At 49.7% G+C, this 18,583-nt stretch carries 13 protein-coding genes and 1 pseudogene; 8 read left to right on the plus strand and 6 right to left on the minus strand.

Going from position 1 to position 18,583, the window contains the following annotated elements; translation table 11 throughout:
- Positions 1 to 2 precede the first annotated feature (2 nt).
- Together ACUZ8J_RS15570 and ACUZ8J_RS15575 are read left to right on the plus strand one after the other, a co-directional pair.
- Positions 3 to 1,115 carry an efflux RND transporter periplasmic adaptor subunit gene (locus ACUZ8J_RS15570; protein ID WP_446694308.1) on the plus strand — a complete coding sequence of 371 codons (1,113 nt, stop codon included), beginning with the start codon at positions 3 to 5 and terminating at the stop codon, positions 1,113 to 1,115.
- On the plus strand, positions 1,115 to 4,270 hold the full coding sequence (locus ACUZ8J_RS15575; protein ID WP_446694309.1) for a multidrug efflux RND transporter permease subunit: 3,156 nt from the start codon (positions 1,115 to 1,117) through the stop codon (positions 4,268 to 4,270). The genes ACUZ8J_RS15570 and ACUZ8J_RS15575 overlap by 1 nt, the downstream gene beginning before the upstream one ends.
- 82 nt (positions 4,271 to 4,352) lie before the next feature.
- Here the strand turns inward: ACUZ8J_RS15575 and ACUZ8J_RS15580 are convergent, their stop codons facing one another.
- A complete protein-coding gene (locus ACUZ8J_RS15580; RefSeq protein WP_446694310.1) occupies positions 4,353 to 5,540 on the minus strand; it encodes a multidrug effflux MFS transporter in 1,188 nt (395 codons plus the stop codon).
- 143 nt (positions 5,541 to 5,683) lie between these two features.
- On the opposite strand from ACUZ8J_RS15580, the gene ACUZ8J_RS15585 reads away from it, so the two are divergent.
- Positions 5,684 to 6,451 carry an AraC family transcriptional regulator gene (locus ACUZ8J_RS15585; RefSeq protein WP_446694311.1) on the plus strand — a complete coding sequence of 256 codons (768 nt, stop codon included), beginning with the start codon at positions 5,684 to 5,686 and terminating at the stop codon, positions 6,449 to 6,451.
- Between the two features lie 147 nt (positions 6,452 to 6,598).
- On the plus strand, positions 6,599 to 7,072 hold the full coding sequence (locus ACUZ8J_RS15590) for a LabA-like NYN domain-containing protein (RefSeq protein ID WP_446694312.1): 474 nt from the start codon (positions 6,599 to 6,601) through the stop codon (positions 7,070 to 7,072).
- Positions 7,073 to 7,092: 20 nt separating this feature from the next.
- Here the strand turns inward: ACUZ8J_RS15590 and ACUZ8J_RS15595 are convergent, their stop codons facing one another.
- The 3 genes and pseudogenes from ACUZ8J_RS15595 to ACUZ8J_RS15605 form a co-directional block, all read right to left on the minus strand.
- On the minus strand, positions 7,093 to 8,361 hold the full coding sequence (locus ACUZ8J_RS15595) for an HD domain-containing phosphohydrolase (RefSeq protein ID WP_446694313.1): 1,269 nt from the start codon (positions 8,359 to 8,361) through the stop codon (positions 7,093 to 7,095).
- Between the two features lie 123 nt (positions 8,362 to 8,484).
- Positions 8,485 to 11,633: pseudogene (locus tag ACUZ8J_RS15600) on the minus strand (efflux RND transporter permease subunit).
- 13 nt (positions 11,634 to 11,646) lie between these two features.
- On the minus strand, positions 11,647 to 12,885 hold the full coding sequence (locus tag ACUZ8J_RS15605) for an efflux RND transporter periplasmic adaptor subunit (protein WP_011716183.1): 1,239 nt from the start codon (positions 12,883 to 12,885) through the stop codon (positions 11,647 to 11,649).
- A 640-nt stretch (positions 12,886 to 13,525) separates the two neighbouring features.
- Here ACUZ8J_RS15605 and ACUZ8J_RS15610 point away from each other — a divergent pair.
- Entirely contained in the window at positions 13,526 to 14,146 is a 621-nt protein-coding gene (locus ACUZ8J_RS15610) for a TetR/AcrR family transcriptional regulator (RefSeq protein ID WP_011716182.1), read from the plus strand.
- Positions 14,147 to 14,234: 88 nt separating this feature from the next.
- Here ACUZ8J_RS15610 and ACUZ8J_RS15615 read toward each other — a convergent pair whose 3' ends face one another.
- Positions 14,235 to 14,663, minus strand: a complete 429-nt coding sequence (locus tag ACUZ8J_RS15615) for an OsmC family protein (RefSeq protein WP_011621862.1) — start codon at positions 14,661 to 14,663, stop codon at positions 14,235 to 14,237.
- A 203-nt stretch (positions 14,664 to 14,866) separates the two neighbouring features.
- Between ACUZ8J_RS15615 and ACUZ8J_RS15620 the strand changes: the two genes are divergently transcribed.
- On the plus strand, positions 14,867 to 15,685 hold the full coding sequence (locus ACUZ8J_RS15620) for a substrate-binding periplasmic protein (RefSeq protein ID WP_446694314.1): 819 nt from the start codon (positions 14,867 to 14,869) through the stop codon (positions 15,683 to 15,685).
- Between the two features lie 15 nt (positions 15,686 to 15,700).
- On the opposite strand, the gene ACUZ8J_RS15625 is transcribed toward ACUZ8J_RS15620, so the two are convergent.
- Entirely contained in the window at positions 15,701 to 16,594 is an 894-nt protein-coding gene (locus ACUZ8J_RS15625) for a LysR family transcriptional regulator (RefSeq protein ID WP_041408992.1), read from the minus strand.
- Between the two features lie 131 nt (positions 16,595 to 16,725).
- On the opposite strand from ACUZ8J_RS15625, the gene ACUZ8J_RS15630 reads away from it, so the two are divergent.
- Positions 16,726 to 17,982, plus strand: a complete 1,257-nt coding sequence (locus tag ACUZ8J_RS15630) for an adenylosuccinate synthase (protein ID WP_011716179.1) — start codon at positions 16,726 to 16,728, stop codon at positions 17,980 to 17,982.
- Between the two features lie 187 nt (positions 17,983 to 18,169).
- Positions 18,170 to 18,583, plus strand: a complete 414-nt coding sequence (locus tag ACUZ8J_RS15635; RefSeq protein ID WP_109287382.1) for a thioesterase family protein — start codon at positions 18,170 to 18,172, stop codon at positions 18,581 to 18,583.

Below are 18,583 nucleotides of genomic sequence, written 5' to 3' on the forward strand. Positions count from 1 at the left end.
CAATGAAAAAAACCATAATAGCCATTGCCTTAGTAGCTGCGGTTGCCGCCGCTGTGAGTTTTAGTGATGTACTGCAAGCGGCCAAACCCGAAAGCGCGCCCCATTTAATGCGCACTGTACCAGTGGTAACCGGAGAAGTGATTGAACATCCGCTGGCACAATCGATTTCACTCATAGGTAAACTCGCCGCCGATCGCGCTGTGGTCATCGCACCGCAAGTCACAGGCAAGATTAAGCAAATCGCAGTGACATCAAACCAAGCGGTCAAAAAGGGCCAGCTACTTATCGAACTCGATGATATGAAAGCCCAAGCCGCAGTGGCCGAAGCCAATGCCTTTTTAAATGATGAAACCCGTAAACTCAGGGAATTTGAAAAACTCATCAGCCGCAACGCCATCACCCAAACCGAAATCGATGCGCAAAAGGCCAGCGTCGATATCGCCAGAGCACGACTCGCCTCGGCGCAGGCGGATTTACATTACCATTCGCTGATTGCCCCCTTTGCCGGCAAAACCGGTCTGATTAACTTCAGCGAAGGTAAAATGGTCAGCATAGGCACTGAGTTGATGACCTTGGATGATTTATCTAGCATGCGACTCGACCTGCAAGTCCCCGAACATTTTCTGTCTCAGCTGAGCATTGGTATGCCAGTATCCGCGGCCAGCCGCGCCTGGCCGGGGGAAACCTTTATCGGCAAAGTGGTCGCTATCGATCCCCGCGTCAATGAAGAAACCTTAAACTTGAAGATCCGCGTGCAATTTGAAAACGCGAAAAACCGCTTAAAGCCGGGCATGATGATGTCATCGACCATCACCTTCCCGCCGATTTCCGCCCCAATTGTGCCAGTACAAGCCTTAGAATATTCAGGCACTAAGCGCTACGTGTATGTGGTTGGTGAGGACCATATCGCCCATCGCACCGAAGTGATTTTAGGCGCCCGCGTAGGTGACCAAGTGCTTATCGATTCTGGCCTCAAGATTGGCGACAAAGTGGTAGTGCAAGGGCTAGTGAACATGCGCGATGGCTTAAAGATCAATGAAGTCGTGCTCGAAGCCAATAACAAGACTCAAGGTCCTGCCGCTAAATCAGACGTCAACACCGCGGAGACGAAATAATGTGGCTGTCCGATGTTTCCGTTAAGCGCCCCGTCGTCGCGATCGTTTTAAGCTTATTGTTGTGCGTCTTTGGTTTAGTGTCCTTCACTAAACTGTCGGTACGGGAAATGCCCGATGTCGAAAGCCCAGTGGTGACCGTCAGTACCAGCTACTCTGGTGCTTCGGCCGCGATTATGGAGAGCCAAATCACTAAAACCCTCGAAGATGAACTCACGGGGATCAGCGGCATCGATGAAATCACCTCTACCACCCGTAATGGCAGCTCGCGGATCACAGTGAAATTCCTCCTCGGTTGGAACTTAACCGAAGGCGTGAGTGATGTGCGTGACGCCGTGGCCCGCGCCCAGCGCCGCCTGCCTGAAGATGCCAACGATCCTGTGGTCTCTAAGGACAATGGCTCTGGCGAGCCCTCTGTCTATGTCAACTTAAGCTCCAGCGTAATGGACAGAACTCAGCTGACCGATTACGCCCAGCGCGTATTAGAAGACAGATTTAGCCTCATCAGCGGCGTCAGTTCCATCAGCATCTCGGGCGGTTTGTACAAGGTGATGTACGTAAAGCTCAGACCCGAGCAAATGGCGGGACGCAATGTCACAGTCACCGACATTATTAACGCACTGCGTAAAGAAAACGTCGAAACCCCAGGCGGTCAAGTACGTAACGATACCACTGTGATGTCGGTGCGCACTAAGCGACTCTATTACAGCCCGAAGGACTTTGACTATCTAGTGGTTCGCACCGCCAGCGATGGCACGCCTATCTATCTTAAGGATGTGGCGGATGTGGCCGTTGGCGCCCAGAACGAAAACTCCACCTTTAAGAGCGATGGTATCGTTAACTTAAGCTTAGGCGTCATCACTCAGTCCGATGCTAACCCTTTGATTGTGGCGCAGGAAGTCCATAAAGAAGTCGATAGAATTCAAGACTTTCTCCCTGAAGGCACAAGCCTAGTGGTGGACTTTGACTCGACCGTCTTTATCGACCGCTCAATTAACGAGGTGTACAACACCCTCTATGTGACAGGCGCCCTTGTGGTATTAGTGCTGTACATCTTTATCGGCCAAGCCAGAGCGACCCTCATCCCCGCTGTGACAGTACCTGTGTCGCTGATCTCGGCCTTTATTGCCGCCAATATGTTTGGCTACTCGATTAACCTCTTGACGCTGATGGCATTAATTCTCGCCATCGGTCTTGTCGTTGACGATGCCATCGTCGTGGTAGAGAACATCTTCCACCATATTGAGCGCGGTGAAGAGCCGCTACTCGCCGCTTACAAAGGCACGCGGGAAGTCGGTTTTGCGGTTGTGGCCACCACCGCCGTGTTAGTCATGGTGTTCCTGCCGATTTCCTTTATGGAGGGCATGGTCGGTTTACTCTTTACCGAGTTCTCGGTGATGCTGGCGGTATCCGTGCTGTTTTCTTCACTTATCGCCCTGACGCTGACGCCAGTACTGAGTAGCAAACTGCTCAAAGCCAATGTTAAACCGAACCGTTTTAACCGTTTCGTCGACAGTGGTTTTGCCCGCATGGAAAAGGTTTACCGTGTTGGCGTGACTCAGGCGATCCGTTTTAAATGGTTGGCGCCACTGGTAATCCTCGCCTGCGTTGGCGGCAGTGCCTGGTTAATGCAACAAGTGCCCTCACAGTTAGCACCGCAGGAAGACCGCGGCGTACTGTTCGCCTTCGTAAAAGGCGCCGAAGGCACTAGTTATAACCGTATGACAGCGAACATGGACATAGTCGAAGACCGACTGATGCCCCTGCTCGGCCAAGGCGTGTTACGTTCTTTTAGCGTTCAAGCCCCCGCCTTCGGTGGTCGCGCTGGTGACCAAACCGGCTTTGTGATCATGCAGTTAGAGGACTGGGAGCATCGCCATGTCACGGCGCAGCAAGCCCTTGGCATTATCAGCAACGCCTTAAAAGACATTCCCGACGTGATGGTTCGCCCTATGATGCCAGGCTTTAGGGGCCAATCGAGTGAGCCTGTACAATTCGTCCTCGGCGGCTCAGATTACGCCGAGCTGTTTAAATGGGCGCAGGTATTAAAAGAAGAAGCCAATGCCAGTCCTATGATGGAAGGCGCGGACTTAGACTATGCCGAAACCACACCGGAGCTTATCGTCACCGTCGATAAAGAACGAGCGGCGGAGCTTGGGATCAGCGTCGATGAAGTCTCGCAAACCTTAGAAGTGATGCTCGGCGGTCGTAAAGAAACCACCTATGTCGACCGAGGCGAAGAGTACGATGTGTATCTGCGCGGCGATGAAAACAGCTTTAACAACGTCGGCGATTTGAGCCAAATCTACATGCGATCGGCCAAGGGCGAATTAGTGACGCTCGATACCCTAACCCATATCGAAGAAGTCGCATCGGCACAAAAACTTAGCCATACCAATAAGCAAAAATCCATCACCCTCAAGGCCAACATCAGTAAAGGCTACACCTTGGGTGAAGCCTTGAAGTTTTTGGATAATAAGGCGATTGAGTTATTACCTAAGGATATTTCCATCGGTTATACTGGCGAATCTAAGGACTTTAAAGAAAACCAGAGCAGCATCTTAATCGTGTTCGGTTTAGCGCTCCTAGTGGCTTATCTGGTTCTGGCGGCGCAATTTGAAAGCTTTATCAACCCCTTAGTGGTGATGTTTACCGTGCCTATGGGGGTATTCGGTGGCTTCCTTGGCCTGTTGGTTACCAGTCAAGGCATTAACATCTATAGCCAGATTGGGATGATCATGTTGATTGGTATGGTGACTAAAAACGGTATCTTAATCGTCGAGTTTGCCAACCAATTGCGTGACCGAGGTTTAGCCCTAGATAAAGCCATTATCGACGCTTCGACTCGTCGCTTACGCCCCATTTTGATGACAGCCTTCACCACCTTAGTGGGCGCAGTGCCGCTGATCTTCTCATCGGGCGCGGGCTCTGAAAGTCGGATTGCCGTGGGTACTGTAGTGTTCTTCGGCATGGCCTTCGCCACCTTTGTGACCCTGTTTGTGATCCCGGCCATGTACCGTTTAATCTCGGCCGCGACCCATTCACCGGGTTATGTTGAGGCCAAACTCGAGGCGGCCATTAAGGCTCAAGAATTAGCAGCGAAAGAATTAGCGGCGCAAGAGGCAGCCAAACAACAGGAACAAACAGCCAAAGCCTAGCGCGATACAGTAAAGCGAAACGGCATAAGGTGTTTGTTAAAACCATAAAGCCAAGGGAGTCATTGCCCCTTGGCTTTTTTATTTAAGTCTGAGCACCGCTCCCTCTGCGCCCAGTCAAACTCTTCAAGTTAGTCAAGCTCGTCAAACCAAGCCCCACACAAAGCAGCGCCGCGAAGCTAATCACGCCCCCAAGATGGCTAACCATGCCTGCACCACCTAAACCTAGCCCCAACAAAATGTAATAAAACAGTCCAAATAGCGCGCCAGCAGAACCAGCATAAGCGCGGTAGTTTGCCAGCGCCGAGCTGAGTATGTTCGGAATCGCGATCCCATAAGCAATCACAATCAACAGCATGGGTAGTAAGAAGTAAACATTGTTCAAGCCAATATCTGTCGATTGGATGAGCCAAATACCGAGTCCCCCGAATAGTGCAATAAGGCTTGCTAACCGCACTAATAGTGCACTGGAGTAACCTCTGCCTAGTAATAGTTTATTAAAATAACTGCCAAGGAATGCGCCAAAGCCCAATAACAACCCACTCATCCCGAAGGCAAGCGTCGACAATCCTTGCGCCTCAAACATAAATGGCGCCAATGAAAAGTAGCTAAACCACATCAAGTTAAATGAGGCCACCAGCAAAGTGTTTTTAATTATCCCGCTGTCGGTAAGCATCTTGATAGCTAACTTAACTATCGCGATTTTTTGGGTATGGGCAGGCCTCGTTTCGGGCAAAGATTTTACCGACAAAAACAACAACACAATGGCAGAAACCATCAGGGCGACAAACACCCCTTGATACCCCCAATAAGCGCTGAGGATGCTCCCCAATAGCAATCCGATAATGGGGCTGATCCCAAGAGACATGCCCATCACCGAAAAGACTTTGGCCAATTCCTCCCCGCTGTAGCTGTCACGCATCATGGTTTGAGTAATGACAGACCCCACTGCTGCACCAAAGGCCGATAATATGCGCGCCAGCAACAGCAGAGTAAAGTCGCTAATCATCAAGGCGCATGCTGAACCAATGGCATAACAGACTAATCCCGCAAGCATGGCGTTACGGCGACCAATGATGTCGGCTAAACGCCCCCAACAAAATACGCCTACAGCAAAGGCGATAAAGTACACGGATAAGGTTTGCGAGGCGCTGGTAACAGACACCGCAAAGTTTTCTGCAATATTAGGCAAAGCCGGGCTATAGATGGTTTCCATAATTTGCGGAAACATCATCAACAGCACGCACAGCCAGAGTGGTGGTTTTATTTTCATGATTTTAGATACGTTTTAGCCTTTCAGTGTTAACCGATAAACCAAAACGGCACTCCATACTTGTCAAAAAGGGCGCAGTATAGATAGGATCACCAAGTGACAATTAACGACACTTAGACAAAAAACATCAAAAATAAGACAACATGGCCTTTATTCAACCCGAGCAGCAATTTAATCCCGATGCCTTAGACAACCTAGTGATTGGCATTGCCGCCGAAATTGGCGAACATGACTCAGGCGTACATCAGCATCGCAAGGCTCAGCTGCTCTACTCATCGGCGGGATGTATGCGGTTTAATTTAGCCGATACTCAAGTCGTATTGCCGCCAACCCGTGCAGCTTGGCTGCCCGCAGGCGTGGTACACCAAGTCACAATGCGCGATGTAGTGGCCTATCGTTCACTCTACTTTGAGCCTGAAACCGTGGCGTCTTTGCCGGATAAAGTCACGATTTTCCATGTGAATCCGTTACTCAAAGCGTTAATCGACACTATGTCCTTTTGGCCTTGGGACAAACCCAGACACAGCCAGCACAATGCCTTTGCCCTGCTAATTGAAGAGTTACTCCATGCGGATGCACAGAATTTAAGCTTACCCCTGCCCAAGGACAAACGGCTGCAAACTTGGCTTAAGCAATTGCAACAACAGCAAAAAATTCCCGCCAGCTTGAAGGACATGGCCATTGAGATCGGCGCCAGCGAACGCACCATCAGCCGTATCTTTAGCAACGAAACGGGCATGGCTTATCAGGCGTGGCGGCAGCAATGGCGCTTGCTCTCAGCTATTGAGCAGTTAGCTGCGGGCGCCTCGGTGGCGCAGGTAGGATTTAATTTACAGTTTTCCAGCGACAGCGCCTTTATCAGCTTTTTTAAACAATATACCGGCATCACCCCGGCGCAATACTTTAGATAATCAATCCGTTAACCTAGCTAAAATCCATTAAGCACAGCTGCACACGGCAACTCCCTTTTAGACCCATTGCAGTTTTGCCTGCTCGCGCCATTACCCGCCTTGCTGTGCTATAGTGCGCAGAGTCACCCAACTGATAGCCATAATCCCTTGAAAAGAATCGCCCTCTTTGTCGACGTGCAAAACATCTACTACACCTGCCGTGAGGCTTATCAGCGCCAGTTTAACTATCGCAAACTCTGGCAACAGTTAAGCGCGCAGGGTGAGATTGTCAGCGCCATCGCCTATGCCATTCATCGTGGGGACGATGGCCAGTTAAAATTTCAAGATGCGCTGAGACATATTGGTTTTGAGCTAAAACTTAAGCCCTTTATTCAGCGCAGTGATGGTTCGGCAAAGGGTGATTGGGATGTGGGCATCACCATAGATGTGCTGGAAATGGCGCTCGAGGTAGATACTGTAATCTTGCTGTCTGGCGATGGGGACTTTGCCCTCTTGCTCGATAAGATAAGGCAAAAATACGCCGTCGAGGCTGAGGTGTATGGCGTGCCCTCCCTCACGGCAAAATCTCTGATGGAGGCGGCCACGCAGTTTATTCCTATCACTCCCGATTTACTGCTCTAACCTTTTACGCTAGTGAGCCACTAAGCCTCATACTCTTGTGTCGAGAGTTGGTAAAAATTATCGGCATCGGCTAGCAACACATCATAAACGTTCGAGTCCAACTTACCTTGTTGAACCATAGGCAACATAATCTCCAGCACCTCACTTAAGGACATAGAACCTCGATAAGGCCGATGTTGGGTTAAGGCTTGAAACACATCGACGAGTGCAAGGATACGCGAAGGTAAATCTAACTGTTCTTGTCTTTTTCTAAAGGGATAGCCCGAGCCATCGAGACGCTCATGGTGGTTTGACGCCCACTCACCAATCACAGACTTAGGAAAAAAACTCTTTAAGGTGTGGTCGGTATCGACTGTGTGACGCTTCATAATCGAGTATTCCTCCCTAGTCAGCTTGCCTTCCTTATGGAGTAATAAATCGGGGGTTTTGAGCTTACCAACATCGTGTAACAGCCCAGCCACATACAATAACTCGGCATCGGTATCCGATATGCCACAATCCTTAGCGACCAGTTTTGCCAGCAGTGCCACCTTGTCCGAATGATGAAAAGTAAAGGGACTCTTGGCATCGACAATCCGCGCCAGAAATCTTGATATCTGCTTAACGCCTTCGAGATCCAGCTGTTTGTCGTACAGTTGATTCGCCTCAAACTCAAGGGCCATTTGCTCGATATGGGCAGCCTCCATGTTGTACCAAAAACCGTCTTTGCTGACTAATTGGCACATGGCCGCCACCATATTCGGCTCGAAGAGCACGCCACTGTGGGCTAGCAAATTATCCGCAACTAACCCCTCATGGAGGGTGATAAGCTCTTGATGACAACCATGGGTATAGCGCGCTCGCAGAAAATCGGTCCGATCGGCCAGAAACACCAATGCAGCAAGATCACGGTCAAACTCAGAGATTGCCGCGGTTTGCAACTCTAGCCAAGGTGTATGGTGATAAAGCACAGTGAGGGCAAAGACATCTAGGATAGGACACTTCATTAATGCCTCATACCCACGGCGACTGTGGGAGGTGGCATCTTCTGGCTGCATTAATTTGAGTAGGCGTAGATGTTCCTCGGAGGAAGACACGCCGCAGTCATGGATAAGCCCCGCAAAATAGGCAAACTGCTTCTTTTCATCTGACCAGCCCAGCACATTGGCGCATTCGTAGGCCATATAGGCCACTCGATGACCGTGGTGTAAATCATCCACGCCGACAAAATCCAATGCCGTCGCCACGGCTAACAGCGCATGCCGCACATCAATTTTGATGCTGATTTCCTGGGGCTGAAAAGCATTCATCGTATTTTCCTAATTTAACGCACTGATCTAACTATAGTTACTCCGTCGATATTTACCCGCAAAAATAAAAAAAGACCTGCATTTGCAGGTCTTTTAAGGAGATAACAGATTGAACTGGCTTAATTATTGTGCCGTTAGCGCTTCCGCTTTACGGCGACCGCGTTTAGCAAGGGCATAGTAAAATAGCGGTGTCAGGATTAACCCAAACAGTGTCACCCCTATCATGCCAGCAAATACCGCGACGCCCATGGCCTGACGCATTTCAGCGCCCGCGCCTGTTGAGAACACCATGGGCACCACCCCCATGATGAAGGCGATAGAGGTCATCAAGATGGGGCGTAAACGTAAGCGCGCCGCCTCGAGAATCGACTCCATGACTTCCATACCATGGTCTTGTTTTTCCTTGGCAAATTCGACAATCAGAATCGCGTTCTTGGTCGCTAAGCCCACGAGGACGATAAGACCAATCTGGGTGAAAATATTATTATCACCGCCATAAATAAGCACACCACTGAGCGCTGAGAGTAAGGTCATTGGGATAATTAAAATAATCGCCAATGGTAAACTCAAACTCTCGTACTGCGCCGCCAGCACCATAAACACCAGCAGGATCACTAGAGGGAACACTAACAAGCCTGTGTTACCAGCGAGGATCTGCTGATAGGTCAGCTCAGTCCACTCGTAGGTCATGCCTATCGGCAAAGTCTCGGCGAGGATTTTCTCAATCGCTGCCTGCGCTTGGCCCGAACTCACACCGGGTGCTGGGCCACCGTTAATCTCAGCCGTGGTGAAACCGTTATAGTGCATTACACGATCGGGTCCCGCGCTCTGACTCACATTAATAAAGGAGCCGAGTGGGATCATATCGCCATTCACATTAGGCACTTTTAGCTGACTAATTTGCTGCGGGCTTTGACGGAATGCTTCGTCGGCCTGCATATTCACCTGATAGGTTCGACCGAAACGATTGAAGTCGTTGACATAGGTCGAGCCCATATAGGTTTGTAATGTCTGGAAAATTTGATCGAGCGACACTGCCTGCTGTTTCGCTTTAGTCCGATCGATATCCAGTTCAAGTTGTGGCACGTTCACTTGATAGCTAGAGAAAATCCCCGCTAATTGTGGATCGGCCCACGCCTTGTACATCACTTGTTGGGTCACCTGATACAAGGCCTCATAACCAAGGTTGGCTCTGTCTTGAATTTGCAGACGGAACCCTCCAATAGTGCCGAGGCCTTGCACAGGTGGCGGCGGGAAGATGGCAATAAACGCATCCTGAATACCAGCAAATTGCTGATTTAATTGGCCGGCAATCGCATTCGCCGAAAGCTCAGGACTCTTACGTAACTCAAAATCATCTAGGGCAACAAACACCACGCCCGAGTTAGGACTATTGGTAAAACCGTTGATACTCAGACCCGGGAAGGCAATAGAGTGCGCCACACCGGGGTGATTTAAGGCAATGTCGGACATTTTCTTGATCACCGCATCGGTACGCTGAGTGAGGCCGCATCCGGTAATTGGGCAAATGCCACTAAATACTGTTTATCCTGTCCTGGCACATAGCCCGTTGGGGTATTTACAAATTGTACGCCCGTAAGCGCAACCATCCCCAGATACACCAGTCCGATAATGCCGCCAAAACGGATCACCTTACGCACTAAATAGCCATAACCTTCTGATGCACGGTTGAATAAGCGATTGAATGGCGTAAATAACCAACCACCAAACAGCTTATCCATTAACCGAGTGAGCGCATCTTTAGGCGCGTCATGGCCCTTGAGTAACAATGCCGATAACGCTGGGCTCAAGGTGAGCGAGTTAATGGCCGAAATAAAGGTCGAAATCGTGATAGTCAGCGCGAACTGCTTATAAAACTGCCCCGTTAATCCGCTCATAAAGGCGGTCGGAATAAACACTGCGGCCAACACTAAGGTGGTTGCCACAATCGGCCCAGTCACTTCCTTCATGGCTTTTTGTGTTGCGGCAATGGGGCTTAAACCCGAGGCGATATTTCGCTCCACGTTTTCTACCACTACGATGGCATCGTCCACCACAATCCCGATGGCCAGCACCAAACCAAACAGCGACAACGCATTGAGCGAGAAGCCCATCAAGTGCATAAAGGCGAAGGTACCCACCAAAGACACAGGCACGGCCACCAGCGGAATAATCGAGGCGCGCCAAGTCTGCAGGAATAGCACCACCACGAGCACCACTAAGAGCACGGCTTCGAGCAGGGTTTTCACCACCGCATGGATAGAGCCACGCACAAACACAGTCGGATCGTAGACAATCTCGTATTGCAGCCCTTCGGGGAAAGACTTAGCCAGTCTTGCCATTTCGGCTCGCACATCGTCGGAGATTTGAATCGCATTCGAGCCTGATGCTTGGAACACTGGAATAGCGACCGCGTCCTTGTTATCCAGCAATGAACGCAGCGCATAGCTCGTTGCACCGAGTTCGACACGGGCCACATCCTTAAGACGGATCACCTCACCGTTTTGACCAACCTTGATAATAATGTCTTCGAATTCTGACAGTTCAGTCAGACGACCCTTAACGTTGATCAAGAGTTGGAAGTCAGCATTACCACTAGGCTGCGCCCCTAAACTGCCCGCTGCCGCTTGCTGATTTTGCTCACGTACGGCGGCTATAATTTCAGCTGGTGACATGCCAAGCGCCGAGACTTTATTCGGGTCAAGCCAGATCCGCAGACTATATTCGCCCGCACCGAATAAACGCACCGCGCCCACGCCTTTGATGCGTGCTAACTCATCTTTTACGTTGAGCGCCGCGTAGTTAGACAAATACAGCATGTCATAACGGTTATCCGGCGACAGTAAATGCACCACCATGGTTAAGTCTGGCGATGACTTTTCGGTCACAATCCCTAGGCGTTGAACCTCCTGCGGCAAACGAGGCATAGCTCGGTCAACCCGGCTCTGCACTTGGGTTTGCGCCCTGTCCACATCGGTGCCAATGGCGAAGGTAATGGTCAAGGTCATGCGTCCATCGGACGTCGCCTGCGATGACATATACAGCATGTCTTCGACGCCGTTGATTTCCTGCTCTAAGGGCGAGGCAACCGTTTCGGCGATGACTTTAGGGTTAGCGCCAGGGTAGTTGGCGGTTACCACGACCGTCGGAGGCACCACTTCTGGGTATTCGGTAATGGGTAATTGCCAGACGGCAATCGCCCCTGTGATAAAAAACAGCAGCGAGAGAACGGCTGCAAATATCGGTCTTTTAATAAAAAACTGCGACAACATTCTGTTGGATTCCTTAACCGCGGCTCGCTACTTCAACGTCTGGGGTGGTGATATTTTCTTGATGTTTATCAAGCAGTAATTGAGCTTGACGAAGCGCCTCTAGCTGTTCGCTGTCGGCCATATCAACCAGATGTGGCTCAATTTGCATCTTAGGACGAACCCTTTGCATGCCATTGACGACGATTTTGTCGTCTGCCGCTAAACCTTGCTTAACGATGCGTAAACCTTGAACTTTTTCACCTAAGGTGACGCCGCGATACTCCACGGTGCCATCGTTTGCCACCACTAAGACGAACTTGTTGTTCAGATCCGTGCCCACGGCTTTATCGTCGATTAAGATGCCGTCGTAGGCGCCACTACCAGCGGTACGTAATCTGGCGAACAAACCAGGGAGCAAGCTGTTGTCTTCATTGCTAAACGTGGCGCGTACTCGAATAGTGCCTGTCTGTCTGTCCATCGAATTATCGACAAAGTCCACTAGGCCTATGTGTTGATATTCGCGCTCGTTGGCCAGCGCCATATACACGGGATTGTCGCCAGCCCTAGGGTCTTTACGCTTTTTCTCGGCGGTTAACTTGACGTATTTTAGATAGGTTTGCTCATCCACATCGAAGTAGGCATACATGCTGGCGGTCGACACTAAGCTGGTTAACACACTCTGCCCCGCAGACACATAGTTACCCGCAGTGACATTGGCGTAGGAGGCTCGGCCATCAATCGGCGCGCGTACTTGGGTGTAATCTAAGTCCAACTCGGCTCGCAGCAGCGCCGCTTTCACAGAGGCTACGGCCGCCGTGGTTTGACGTTTGTTAGACTCACGGGTATCGAGTAATTCTGCCGATACCGCCTTTTGGGCAAAGAGTTTGCGGGCGCGTTCTAAGTCGTTAGTGGCCAGTTGCTCAGCAGAGAGCGCGCTAGCAAGATCTGCTCTTAACCGGGCCACTTCCGCTTCGAACACACTCGCATCGATATGGAAGAGCACATCGCCTTTTTTCACTAAGGCGCCTTCTTTAAAGTTTACCGAGGCGATATAGCCAGACACGCGTGGCACTAAGGTCACACTCTCTGGCGCCTGCAAACGGCCAGTAAATTCATCCCACTCGGTAACGCGCTCATGCAATACCTGCGCAACATCGACCTTAGGTGCACCCGGTGCTTGCCCCTGCTGGGCTTCGGGTTCACCACAGGCCGAAAGGACAAAAGCCGCCACGGCAGTCAACATCAATATCCGTAAAGGTTGGTTACTTTTCATCTTACAATCCTCATGTGGCAGGCATTTATCTCGTTTAAGACAGACATCAGTGATGGGCACTCGGTCAAAACCAATAAATACCGATTGGTAAAAAATATTATGTACTGGACGGTAATATATAGTGTAAAATGACCCTGTCAACTCATTTTGTACCGGTTAGTATTTAATTTTTTGTGACAGCGTGAAACTATGTAGTTAAGCCTTTGAGGTCATTAGGGCGTGTTGACGTTTCGAGATTAGATTTTGTTCGTTCTGGCAAGCACGTGCTCGCGAAACGAGGAATGATGTGTAGTTATTCTACTCAAATGACGAGCTGCTCTTATGACAGAAAGTAAGAGCAAGGGCTTGCCAGACGAACCCTTCGGGCAGCATTTGGCTGGCGTTTCTGCTGCGTTATCGTCCGTTTATGTAGAATAACTACACTGCACGGACGTTGCCTTGCATAAAAGCCAGCCACATTGCTGCAAAAATAACCCTAAAACGTCAATACGCCCTAGCCACGGCGAACGTGCTATGTGGGCTTGAATGGACGATATATTTTGGTGAGTTACTCACCTAACCCGCAGACAGCAGGCAAGAGTGGCTGGACATGAACTAAACCCATGTCTATCCTAGGGGCAATTGAGAATTGAGGAGCCTAATGATGTCAACCGTCACCCAGACGCCCTGCGTAGGTCGCCCACGAGCCTTCGACGCCGACGATGCATTGGCCAAAGCCTTGGAAGTCTTCTGGCAAAAAGGTTTTGAAGGTACATCGTTAACCGATCTGACTCAGGCCATGGGCATCAACAAACCCAGCCTATATGCCGCCTTTGGTAATAAAGAGCAGCTGTTTCTGAAAGCGATCGAGTTATACGAGCAGCGACCCTGTGCATTTTTCTATCCTTCGCTTGAAAAAGAAACCGCCTATCAAGTGGTTGAGGCCATGCTCTATGGCGCAGCATCATCTTTAGTGGATGAGAGTCACCCACAAGGCTGCTTGATTGTTCAAGGCGCCCTCGCCTGCAGCGAAGCCGGACAAGCGATCAAAGATACTTTAATTACCCGCCGCCGTGATGGTGAACAGGCACTATGCCAACGCCTGCAACGGGCGAAGGATGAAGGCGATTTACCCGCAGATGCCGATCCGCTGCTGCTGTCTCGATATATAGGCACAGTGCTGCAAGGCATGGCAGTGCAAGCCACCAATGGCATATGCCCTGGAGAATTACGCAAAGTCGCCGAGCTAGTGTTAGCCAATTTTCCGAAAAATAATGCGTGATAGTGCGACTAGCTAAGAACCATTGACATAAACCCCAGCAAACACTGGGGTTTATGCTTTTAAGCCGCTATCGAAATTAATCTTGAGATTAGTGCTGAACTTGGTGAGTGACTAAGCTTGGGCGCAGCAAATTGTCGTGGACAGGGCAACGGTTACAAACAGTATCTAAAAACTCGCTCTTTTGTGCATCGGTTAAGTCAGCATCAATGCTGGCATTGATGGCAATTTCTTTAAATCCCACAGGATCATCCGAAGGCTGGCCTAGTAATCCCGCCGAATTCATCACGGCTCTGACATGCACATCGAACTGGTGAATGGTGATATTTCGCTCACGCGCAACCATCTTAGCAATCGCCGAGATACAGCCTCCGAGCGAAAATAAAAAAGTCTCTAAGGGATTCGCTCCTTCATTAGTCGCGCTGGGTTGATCGATAATCAGCAAATGCTCACGTACCTGCGCCGTAACCTTCCAACCGCTTCCCATATGTGTGGTGACTTCAACGACTTTATCCGCCATGACTTACTCCATTAGTTTTTTTTCAATCAGATTATTCTAATAATTAAAAAACCAAAAGTCACAACTTAAGATCACAGTTTTATGGCCTAACTCGTTTTGTCATAAACAATCTCGGCCACATCACAAATCGCAAAATCATTAGGTTCGTTATAGGCACTTATGATATAAATTTCCGATTAGGAATAGGATGATACGGAAATAAGATGCGTGTTTGCAGCCCAACAAGGAATGAATTTCAGCGAGTAATAAATAACCCGCTGACGTTGTTGACTGCGGCTTGCTTATTTTTATTCTCTACCACAAGCCACTCCTCCTTTGCCCAAGAAAGCCAAAGTAGCCCACAAGCCGTAGGCCATAGCATCACCTTAGCCGCCGAAGACAGCTGGCCGCCGTTTGCCAATCAGTTTGGCCAAGGGATCTCCCATCGCCTTATCGCGGCGGCATTCAAACAATCTCAAGTGGAAGTCAACAGCCTAGTCGTGCCCTATAGCCGCGCCCTTATGATGGCCGAAAAAGGTGCCGTCGATGGAGTCTTTAACGTGACCCGCGAAGCGAGTACCGAGCAACGTTTTGTGTTTGGTAACACGCCGCTATTTGTGGCGAAAGCCTCTTTTTATCAACGTAAACAACGCCCGCTCATCGCCGCCAATAAATGGGAAATTCCCAAAGGCAGCATAGTCGGGGTCATAAAAAGTTATGAGTATGGCGATGAGTTTCCCGAACTGGTGAAACAGCGCCAACTGAATGTCATCACGGTCGCCAACCAACAGCAACTGATTAATCTGTTGATGATTGGCCGAGTCGATGCGGCGGTCATGTTCGATTTAGTCGCACAGGAAAACCTGCAAAAAATGGGCGTCAGTGACGATGTGATCCCCGCCTTTAACAACCACAGCAGCGAGATTTATCTGGCCTTTTCGAAGGAAAACCCCAAAGCCGCACAACTCGCTAAAGAGCTAGATCTGGGCTTAACCCAGTTAAAAGCCAATGGACAGTATCAACAACTGCTTAGCACTAAGTAACCCTTCAAACCGCCATTAGCTGCCTTGGGTACGGATAATCTCTTGATTCACCCAATGTAGCAGCTGCTTAATCGCTTTCGATAGGATCTGATTCTGCCGCACTATGTAGCCCAAACTGGTGCTCGGAAACTGTGGCAATGGCGTGACTTTACTCTTTAAGTGCGTCTTAGTGTAAATCGAAAACTCAGGCACAATCGCCACCCCAAAGCCCGCTTCGGCCCAATCGATTTGCGCATCCACACTGCCGACTTCCATGATCCGATAACGGGGTAAATTTAAGGTCGGTAATGCGGGATCGAGCAACTCACGGGTACGGGTATCATGGCCGAGCAGAATCAAAGTCGGCCGCTCCGCATGGGGCATATCATGGCTGGCTTGGCTTTGCTGCCACAGCTGCAAATTATCCCCAAGGGCACACCATTTGATTTGCTGTAACTCGGTAAAATGCAGCGGCTGACTCTCTTTTTGCGCGATCACAAAGCCTAAATCCGCCTCGGCATTAGTCACCAATTCTGAGGCTTGGGAAGACGTGGTATTAAGCAGGGAAAAATCAATCCCGGGGAATTCCGCTTTAAATAACTGAAATGGCTGAATAAGCAGCAAACGCGAAATGATATCGCTGGCCGCTATGGTCAAAGTACCTTGACTGAGATCGTTGATAGCATTGAGATCCGCCTGACACACTTGCAGTTCCATCAAGGTCTTCTGGCTGCTCTCGAGCAAACGAAACCCCGCCTGAGTTAGCCTAAACGGATTGCGCTCAATCAACTTAACTCGAGTATTCTGCTCCAGTTGTTTGATATGCAAGCTGACATTAGGCTGCGTCATATGCAGCGCTGCTGCCGCTTTTCCGAAGTGCTTACACTCGGCTAAGGTCACGAAGGTCTTTAACCAATGAAGTTCCAGCATCGCATTCATCTCCATCCATTCAGCTCACCCTATGATATATGATTTCCTTATCACGACGATAACTATAATTAATTTCTCTTATTCATTAAGCAGGTCTAGCATAATCGCTTAATTCCTGTGGAGATGATGTTATGCCGTCTATCGTAGTTGTTGGTGCAAATTGGGGTGATGAAGGCAAAGGCCGAATCGTAGATTATTTAGCCGCAGATGCTGCAGCGAGTGTCCGCTTCCAAGGCGGTAACAACGCAGGTCATACGGTCGTTAACGACTTTGGCACCTTTAAATTACACCAATTACCTAGCGGTATTTTCAATCCAAACTGCGTTGCAGTACTTGGCCCTGGCATGGTGATCAGCCCTGAAAAACTCAGTGTTGAAATCGCCGAAGTCGAAGCGGCAGGCATTGAAGTTAAACTGTGCATTTCTGACCGTGCGACCCTGTGCTTACCTATCCATGCACTGGAAGATACCTTAGAAGAACAACGTTTAGGCGATCTGGCCTATGGTTCAACCCGTCAAGGGATTGCCCCAGCCTATGGCGACCGCGTGATGAAGAAAGGTATTCTGGTTGGCTGGTTAAACCAACCAGAAGTGCTGCAAGAACGCATTCAATTTATGCTCGACTGGAAACTGCCCCAGTTAAAAGCACTATATCCAAGCTGTGACTTTAGCCAAACGGCCGCCGAAATGACCCAATGGTTATTGGATGTGACCGCCCCATGGCGTCCATTTATTTGCAACGTCACAGAGCCATTAAAAGCCTTACAAAAACAAGATGCTAACTTGTTATTTGAAGCGCAATTAGGCGCGGGTCGTGACTTGATTTACGGTGAGTATCCTTACACTACCTCTTCTAACGTGACGGCGGCTTTCGCAGGTCTGGGTAGTGGTTTACCGGCTCTGCGCCCAGAGCGTGTGATTGCGGTAGCGAAAGCCTTCAGCTCATCTGTCGGTACTGGCACCTTAGTGACTGCGATGGAAGAGCAGGATGATTTCCGTAAAAACGCCAACGAGTTTGGTGCAACTACGGGTCGTCCACGTGATATGGGTTACTTCGATGCCGTTGCTACTCGCAATGGTGTTGAACTGCAAGCCGCAACTGAAATCGCCCTGACCAAGATTGACTGCCTGACTGGCATGAAAGATCTTAAGATTTGTGTTGCCTACGAAGGCGAGCACACTGAAAACCCCATTTGGCCACAGACTGCGGCATTAAGCCCAGTGTACGAGCAAATGGAAAGCTGGAGCGAAGACATCACTGGCTGTCGCACCTTCGAAAGCCTGCCAAAGGCGGCGCAACATTATGTTGAACGCATCGAAGCCTTAATGGGTGTGCGTGTGAGCATGGTGTCTGTAGGACCTGAACGCGACCAGATGATCATTCGCTAAGCGCTAGGCTTTAGCCACCGATTACCCTACAAAAAAGCCATATTCGTTTCGGCGAATATGGCTTTTTACTTTGTGTCGTCTAGATATTCTCAATCCTAACCACCTAATTTACCCGCACCTTGGGTTTTGTTTAGCCCGATAAACCGCTAGACTGCGCTCACTCAACATACTTCATATCGACAACGCCATGCCGCAATTTAGCCCAAGTTATTCTTTCCCTGTGCAAATTTACTATGAAGATACGGATTTTTCTGGCGTGGTGTATCACCCCAACTTTTTGAAATACTTCGAGCGCGCCCGTGAGCATGTGATTGGTGCCGAGTGCTTACGCAACCTCTGGCAACAGCAGCAATTGGGTTTTGCGGTATATCGCAGCGACATGTTGTGCCACGAAGGGGTGGAGTTTGCCGATATCATCGATATCCGCACTAAGTTCTACTTTGAGAGTAAATATCGCACCGTCTGGCATCAGGAAATTTGGCGCCCAAATGGTAAAAAACCGGCGGTCACCGCCACCATTGAAATGGTGTGCATGAATCAGGCGCGCCAACTTGCGCCCATGCCCGCCGACTTAATCGCCCAATTAAGCCTAGGGATGTAA

This window comes from Shewanella sp. Koi 1 (assembly GCF_052907445.1).